This is a genomic window from Synergistaceae bacterium (genome assembly GCA_012521675.1).
In the GTDB taxonomy this organism is placed as follows: domain Bacteria; phylum Synergistota; class Synergistia; order Synergistales; family Aminobacteriaceae; genus JAAYLU01.
The window spans coordinates 1-7,446 of record JAAYLU010000117.1 but is presented as its reverse complement, the minus strand read 5'-3'; the positions used below and the strand labels follow the sequence as shown (position 1 = coordinate 7,446).

8 protein-coding genes are annotated in these 7,446 nt (G+C 62.4%); 1 reads left to right on the top strand and 7 read right to left on the bottom strand.

The window, feature by feature from the left end:
* The 4 genes from GX181_10390 to GX181_10375 form a co-directional block, all read right to left on the bottom strand.
* On the bottom strand, positions 1–774 hold a 774-nt coding region (locus tag GX181_10390), incomplete at its 3' end, for an ABC transporter permease (GenBank protein NLM72348.1).
* Entirely contained in the window at positions 767–1,453 is a 687-nt protein-coding gene (locus GX181_10385) for an ABC transporter ATP-binding protein (protein ID NLM72347.1), read from the bottom strand. The genes GX181_10390 and GX181_10385, both read right to left, overlap by 8 nt.
* Positions 1,454–1,455: 2 nt before the next feature.
* Positions 1,456–2,682, bottom strand: coding sequence for an efflux RND transporter periplasmic adaptor subunit (locus GX181_10380; protein NLM72346.1), 1,227 nt, complete (start codon positions 2,680–2,682; stop codon positions 1,456–1,458).
* Positions 2,679–3,935 (bottom strand): TolC family protein, encoded by a 1,257-nt coding sequence (locus GX181_10375; GenBank protein ID NLM72345.1) that lies wholly within the window; start codon positions 3,933–3,935, stop codon positions 2,679–2,681. Before GX181_10375 ends, GX181_10380 begins: the two co-directional genes overlap by 4 nt.
* A gap of 226 nt (positions 3,936–4,161) precedes the next feature.
* Between GX181_10375 and GX181_10370 the strand changes: the two genes are divergently transcribed.
* A complete protein-coding gene (locus GX181_10370; GenBank protein ID NLM72344.1) occupies positions 4,162–5,802 on the top strand; it encodes a DUF342 domain-containing protein in 1,641 nt (546 codons plus the stop codon).
* Between the two features lie 49 nt (positions 5,803–5,851).
* Here the strand turns inward: GX181_10370 and GX181_10365 are convergent, their stop codons facing one another.
* The 3 genes from GX181_10365 to GX181_10355 form a co-directional block, all read right to left on the bottom strand.
* The gene (locus GX181_10365) at positions 5,852–6,025 is read right to left on the bottom strand and encodes a hypothetical protein (protein ID NLM72343.1); all 174 of its coding nucleotides are present in this window, start codon (positions 6,023–6,025) and stop codon (positions 5,852–5,854) included.
* An 87-nt stretch (positions 6,026–6,112) separates the two neighbouring features.
* Positions 6,113–7,063: an ATP-binding cassette domain-containing protein gene (locus tag GX181_10360; protein ID NLM72342.1), complete on the bottom strand. Its 951-nt coding sequence runs from the start codon at positions 7,061–7,063 to the stop codon at positions 6,113–6,115.
* Positions 7,047–7,446: ABC transporter ATP-binding protein (locus GX181_10355; protein ID NLM72341.1), on the bottom strand; the 400-nt coding region annotated here is incomplete at its 5' end. The genes GX181_10355 and GX181_10360, both read right to left, overlap by 17 nt.

The window sequence follows — 7,446 nt, the reverse complement described above, 5'->3', positions numbered from 1 at the left end:
CTCCTCCCCCTCTTCGAGGCGTCTTCTCTGGCGCAGTATGGCTTTTACCTCCCGCTCGGCCTCCGGGACAGAGTCGCCGTTGACGGCCGCGACGGTGATCCGCTGCACCGAGTTGGCTATCCCCCGCCTGAACAGGCTGCGCTGAGCTGCGGCAAAGGGGACGAACGCCGTGTCGTCCTGGTCCTGCCCCCAGGGAGTCTGCCCCTTTGGTGCCAGGACTCCGACCACCTCCATCGGGGTGTTCCGCACTCGGATTATCCCGCCTATCGCGCTCTCGTCGCCGAAGAGGTTCTTCGCCACGGTCGCGCCCAGTACTGCGATCTTCGCCCCGGAGCGTGCCTCCTCTTCGAAGAAGAAGCGCCCCTGCTCGACAGTCCACTCCCTTATGTGGAAGATATCCTCGGTGCTCCCAGTGACCATGGTGGACCAGTTCATGTTGCCGTGGACGAGCTGCACGCGACCGAACAGCTCGGGGGCGACCCCTGCCAGCGAGTAGGCCTCGCGGCGGAGTGCCTCTGCGTCCTCCGTGGTCAGACCGGCCCCTGCGCCGGCTTGCTGGCGGACTCCACCGACGGACGGGGCTCCCGGCATTATGATCAGGATGTTCGCGCCCACGCCGGAGATGTACTGCTGTATGCTGCGGCTAGCGCCCGCGCCTATCGCGACCATCGCGATCACGGCCGAAGTGCCGATGATTATGCCGAGCATTGTCAGCAGCGATCGCACCTTGTTGGACATGAGCGACCTCAGCGCCGTGCGCAGGATCTCAAGCACCGGGTGCGCTCCTCTCGTCGGATACTATTCGACCGTCCTGGAAGCGTATGACTCGTGAGCTGTACTTGGCGACGTCCGGCTCGTGGGTGACCAGCACGATCGTCTTCCCCGCCCGGTTGAGCGAGGCGAACAGCTCCATTATCTCGGCGCTGGTGGCGGTGTCCAGGTTGCCGGTAGGCTCGTCCGCCAGTATCAGGGGGGTGTCGCCCACCAGGGCCCTGGCAATCGCGACCCTCTGCTGCTGGCCCCCGGATAGCTGGTTCGGCCGGTGCGTCATCCTGTCAGCCAGCCCCACTCGCTCCAGCGCCTCGGCACCTCGCCTCCTGCGCTCCTTGGCCGGGATCCCGGCGTAGACCAGGGGAAGCTCCACGTTCTCCAGCGCGGTCGCCCTTGGAAGCAGGTTAAAGCCCTGGAAGACGAAGCCGATGGTGGAGTTGCGGATGTCAGCCCGGTCATCCCGTGAAAGGCCTCTCACACTGTGTCCGTCCAGTTCGTACTCCCCCTCGTCGGGCACGTCCAGGCAGCCGAGGATGTTCATCATGGTGGACTTTCCGGAGCCCGAGTGACCCATTATGGAGGCGAACTCGCCACGCTCCACTGAGAAGGAGACCCCGTCGAGGGCCCGCAGCTCCACGTCGCCCGTGCGATAGATCTTGACGATTCCGCTGGCTTCGATCAGGCTCACTGGAATAGCCTCCTCCACAGGGAGGTCCTCGGCTTCTCGGAGTACGAGACAGCCAGCAGGTCACCCTCGGAGAGCCCTTCGCCTCCGACTATCTCGACGAACGCGCCGTCCCCCGCACCTGCGAGGAAGTGCACTCGCTCATAAAGCGCACCGTCCCTCACCGTCCAGACGCTCGCCCGGCTCCCGTCGGCCCCTGTGTTGACGCCTCCGGAGCCCCCTCCCCGGCGGCGGGGCATCGACGGGGCGAAGGGGGACGAGCCGGAGTTCTCCGTGCTCTCCTCCGGCGGGGGAGAGAAGCGCAGGGCGGCCAACGGGGCGCGGAGAACACCGCTTCGGCGCTCGGTTATTATGGACACGTTGGCCGTCATACCCGGCTTGAGCTTCAGATCGGGGTTGGCGACGGAGATTATCACAGGGTAGGTGACCACGTTGTCGGTTGTCCCGGGCGAGATGCGCACCTGCCTGACGCGTCCCTTGAACACCGTACCCCTGTGGGCGTCGACGGTGAAGTCGACCTCCTGTCCCTCGACGACACTGGCGATGTCCGCCTCGTCGACCGATGTCTCTATCTGCATGTCCGTCAGGTCCTTGGCTATGGAGAAGAGGGTGGGGGTCGACAGGCTGGCGGCCACTGTCTGACCGACGTTGACCATTCGCGATATCACCACTCCGTCCTCCGGGGATACTATCCGAGTGTACGCGAGGTTCGTCTCAGCCTGGCGCAGCGAGGCACGCACCTGCAGCACTCTCGCCTCCGCCTCTTGAAGCGACGCCCTGTTCAGCGCCTGCGCCGTCTCGGCGGCGTCGAGCTCGCTTCTGGCTATCAGGTCGCGCGACCAGAGCTCCCTGTTGCGCTTCAGATTGCGCTCCCCGTCCGCAATGTTGGCCTTGGCCCGGGCGACCGAGGCATTGGCGACCGCAAGGTTGGCCTTTACCTCCTCCAGCCTGGCGGCGAGCACGTCCGGGTCGATCAGGGCTATCAGCCGCCCCTTCGTCACAGTGTCGTTGTAATCGGCGTAGATCTCCTTGATGGTACCGGAGACCTGGGTCCCTACCTCTACCACCGTCACCGCGCCGAGCCTGCCGGTGGCTGTGACCTTGGCCACTATGTCGCCCAACTCGACCGGGGAAGTGCGAAAGACGTACTCCGGGGCACCGTTCCCCGAGAAGGACATAGCGAACGCCGCGAGGACGACAAGGATGACTGTGATTGTCTTTTTCATTGGAACTCTCCTCCCAAGCTTTTCTCAAGTGCGACGAGGGCGGCGGCGTAGTCATGCCTCGCCTGGTGCACCCCCGCCTTGGCCCTCTCGAAGGCCAACAGCGCGTCCGCTACCTCCAGGGCGCTCCCGACGCCTGTCTCGTAGCGCCCCTCGGCCAATGCCAGGTTCTCCTCGGCCTGTCTCATCTGCAGCTCCGCCGCGGGGATGCGCGCCTCAGCCTCCCGCGCCGACAGGAGGGATGTTCGGACGTCGTGGACCGCGGACTGCACCGCTCGCTCCACTGCCGCCTCAGCGCCGCGCAAGGCATGCCTTGATTCCTCCACCCTGGCGTCGGTCAGCCCCCCATCGAAGAGAGGAGCCGAGAGCGCGACCGAGGCGCGGAAGGAATCGTCGAGCGGCCAGTCCCGCCCGGAGAGGCTCGCCGAGCCTGAGAGGGAGATGGTGGCCGCGTCCCCCTTGGCCGCCAGGGAGACGGAGAGCTCGCCCGACTCCTGTCTCATCCGGGCGATCCGAACGTCAGGTCGGTTCTCCAACGCCTGCTCCAGCGCGAACGTTTCTTCGGGGAGGTCAAGGGGAGAGGGGAAGTCCGTAAGAACCTCCACGTCACCGAGCTCCGCCCCCACCGAGTTGGACAGAGAGGCCCCGGCCCTGGCCAGGTCTCCCTTCGCCGAGAGCAGTGCGATTCTGGCGCTGCTCAGGTCGACCTCCGCCTTGGTTACGTCGAACTTGGCCTTGGCGCCGGCCTCGTAGAAGCCCCTGGCCCTCTCGAGGTGCCTCTCGTAGGTGCCCACCGCGGTGACCGCTTGCTCCAACTTGAGTTGTTGCAGGGCGAGGTAGTGGTACGCGTCCTTCACGCCCCTCCTGACGGACAGCATCGCCTCGCGCTGCGACTCCACGGACGAATCTATCGCCAGCCGCCGGCTTTTACGTTCAAGGGCGTTCTTTCCGGAGTCGGACAGTAGCTTCGTGACGGTGAACGACGCAGACCAGCTCTGGTCAGCGCCGGTCTGCTTGGAGGTAGACGCGGAAATACCGCCGGAGAAGGCCGTCGCTGCCTCGACCGCCCTTAGCCTCGATCTCTCTGCGTCGAGGGCGGCGCGTGCCTCTTCGAGGGCGGGGTGGTATTCCATTGCGAGCGCCAGGCATTCATCGAGCGTTACGGTCGCCCCGCTCGCGGGCCATGCGGCGAGAAGCAAAAACACGGCGAGCAGCAGCCCTTTCAACCGGTCGCCCTTGGTATGCTTGTAAATCATCCGGCTCATCCTCTCCTCTTTCATGACTCTATTCTATAACCAAACGGCCTCGATGGGATAGAGTCGATTGCACACCGGAATGCCGGGACGAAGCGTTCCAATAGGCTAAAAATTGATGTTTTCTTGACAACCGTCTACCCTGTGTTCAAAAAGTCGCGTTCTTGGTGTATTATCTATATGAGCAATGATCCCGACCGTAATTGCGGCGTAGGAAGGTGAGGTGCCTATGAGCGGAGACAACGGAGTTGCCAAGTCTTCCGGAGGAGAGAGAGTGAACAGCATCCAGAGGGGAGACACCACTCTGCAGCTTGAAGGAGGCGCGGTTTGGCTCGTCCGGTCCGAGGGGCGCGAGATCTCGCCGTCGGAGCTGGAGGCGCTGCTTGATGAAGGGGGAGTGCACCAGCGGGATGCCGAGGCCGTGACGAAGTATTTGGACGGGATGGAGAAAAAGGTAAAGATCGCCCCGACCTTTCTTCCGTTCGACTCCAAGGTGAAGGTGTCTATCTCAAAGAACTCGATGTCCGCCTCCATGGTGGTCTCGCCCCCGTCGATCGGTGGTTTGAGTCCAACCGCTGATTTTCTGGAAGAGAGGCTGCGTACCGAGGGAGTTGCCCACGGAATTGACAGGAGCGAGCTTGAGAGGGTCTGCGAAGGGCAGCTCTATAACGAGAGCTTCGAGGTGGCCACGGGAACCATGTCGACCCACGGAGAGGACGCGACGATAGAGATCATCGTGGACCCGGAGGGACATAAAGGGCCGGTCGAGGACGAGGAAGGCAACGTCGACCTCAAAAACCTGGGCGCGGTCAACCTGGTGAAGGAGGGCGACGTGCTGGCGATCAAGATCCCGGCCACGGACGGCATCGAGGGGACGAACGTCAAGGGCGGCGCAATCGGCACGAAGAGCGGGAAGGACAAACCCTTCCCCGGAGCGGCGGGCACCGTGGTCTCCGAGGACGGCCTTTCCCTGCTGGCGGCTGTGCAGGGGCATCTCACCATGGTCAACGGGCGGCTGATAGTCTCGCCGATCTACGAGGTGAACGGCGACGTCGACTACAGCACGGGGAACATCGACTTCCCCGGCTCGGTTATCGTCAGGGGAGTGGTCAAGGACGGCTTCTCGATAAACGCGACGGAGAACATCACAGTGCATGGAGTGGTGGAGGGCGCAGTGCTGACCGCCGGAGGCGAGATAGTCGTGGCCGGAGGCGTAAGAGGCACGGGGAAAGGGAAGCTCGAGGCCAAGGGAAATATCTCTGCCGACTTCGCCGACCAGGCGATCATCCTCTCCGGCGGGGACGTCCTGATAAAGAACGCTCTTCTTCACAGCGACTGCCGCTGTGCCGGGAAGGTGCTGGTCGCCGGCGGCAAGAGATCGCAGATCGCCGGGGGGAAGATACATGCCGGGCGGGAGGTTGTCTGCCTGACCCTGGGCAGCGAGATGGGGACCAAGACGGAGATAGTCGTCGGTTCGCTTCCGGAGAAGGTCGAGCGGCGGGATCAGCTGAGGAAGTTCCTGGTCGTCTCGGCCGAGGAGCTCGACAAGTACGAAAAGAACATAGCCTTCCTGAAGCAGCTCGAGGCGGAGAGAGGGCTCGACAACGAGAAGCGCGCTCTCCTAGGGAAGCTCACCCGGGCATCGTTTCAGCTGAAGGCCTCGATAAGCGAGAGCGAGAAGGAGGCGATCAATCTCGACGAAGAGATGGAGAGGACCCGAGAGAGAGGAGCCGTGAGGGCCAAGACCGTCTGCTACCCCGGAGTCTACGTTACGATACGGGGCATCACTTATCGTGTGCGGGAGCAGTTCAAGTTCGGAGCGCTCCTGTACGAAGAAGGAGAGATCAAGGTAAAACCGTTCGACTCTTAGTCAATATAAGAGAGGGGGCGCAGAAGCGCCCCCTCTCTCTTCGTCCGGCCTAGCCCTGGACGTCCAGGTTCTGGCCGATCCCCATGGAGGCCATCATCTCCTGCAGCATCTGTCCTTGAAGCTTCGCCACATCCATGGCCTTCTTCTGGACCATCAGTCCAACCTGGGCCATGGCGTCGGACTGTTCGGCCGCCACGACGTTTTGTACCATGCCGATGTTCATGCGCCTCACCTCCTGAAAATGGGGATACCACTACATTTTAGTTATCGGCGACCTGGTTGTAAAAGATGAATCGGCCGCGCTCTGCCTTCAGGCACTATCAACCCTGTGGCACGCTACCATGTGGTCGTCTCCGACATCGATAAGCGGCGGCTCCTCGACGCGGCAGATGTCTATCGCACGGGAGCAGCGAGTGTGAAAGCGGCATCCGGGCGGAGGGTTCAACGGGCTCGGCACCCCGCCCGTCAGGATTATCCTCTCCCTCTTGCGGTCCAGCTTCGGTATCGGGATGGCCGCGAGCAGGGCCTGGGAGTAGGGGTGCAGCGTATTGTCGAAGAGTTTGCGCGATGCCGTGAACTCGACTATCTTCCCAAGGTACATCACCGCGATCCTGTCGCTTATGTGCTTCACCACCGAGAGGTCGTGGGATACGAAGAGGTACGTCAGGTTCTCCTTATCCTGCAGCTCCTGCAGAAGGTTCAGTATCTGCGCCTGTATCGATACGTCGAGCGAGGAGACGGGCTCGTCGCAGACTATGAACTCGGGAGACAGAGACAAGGCTCGTGCTATGCCGACCCTTTGCCGTCTTCCCCCGTCCAGCTCGTGAGGGTACTTGTAGTAGAGTCGCGGGCTGAGGCCGACCTTCTCCATCAGAGAGTCCACCATCTCCTCCCGCTCGCGCTTCGTTCCCATGCCAAATATCTCCAGGGGTTTGCCAATCGTCTCCCCGATGCTCTTGCGCGGGTCCAGCGACGAGAATGGGTCCTGGAATATTATCTGGGCCTCTTTTCTTATCTGGCGCAGCTCCCTCTTCTTTATCGTGGAGACATCTCGTCCCTTGTACAGGATGCGACCGGACGTCGCCTCTATAAGGCGTATCAGCAGGCGTCCGGTGGTGGACTTTCCACAGCCGGACTCGCCGACCAGCCCCAGGGTCTCCCCCTCTTTGATCGAGAAGGAGACGTTGTCGACCGCGTGAACGTTGCCCGCAGCCACGGGGAAGTACTTCACCAGGTTTTCAACTTTAACCAGCTCGGTCATCGGTTCTACCTCCGGCGTACAGGTGGCACATGACGCTGTGCCCGTCTATTTCGCATATCGACGGAATGACTGTCCGGCATATGTCCATGCAGTGAGGGCAGCGCGGGTGAAACGGGCATCCGCCCGGAAGGTCCAGCGGCTCCGGCATAAGCCCCTCGATCGGCCTTATGACTGATGAGTCTTCCTCTATGTCGGGGATGCACTTGAAGAGGCCGTTCGTGTAAGGATGCTTGGGCTCGCTGAATATCTGCCGCAGGCCGCCCGTCTCGACTATCCTGCCTGCGTACATAACAGCGACGTCGTCGCATATCTCGCCGACGACCCCAAGGTCGTGGGTAATCATGATCATCGCGGTTCCGTACTCGTCCCTGAGGCTCTTCATG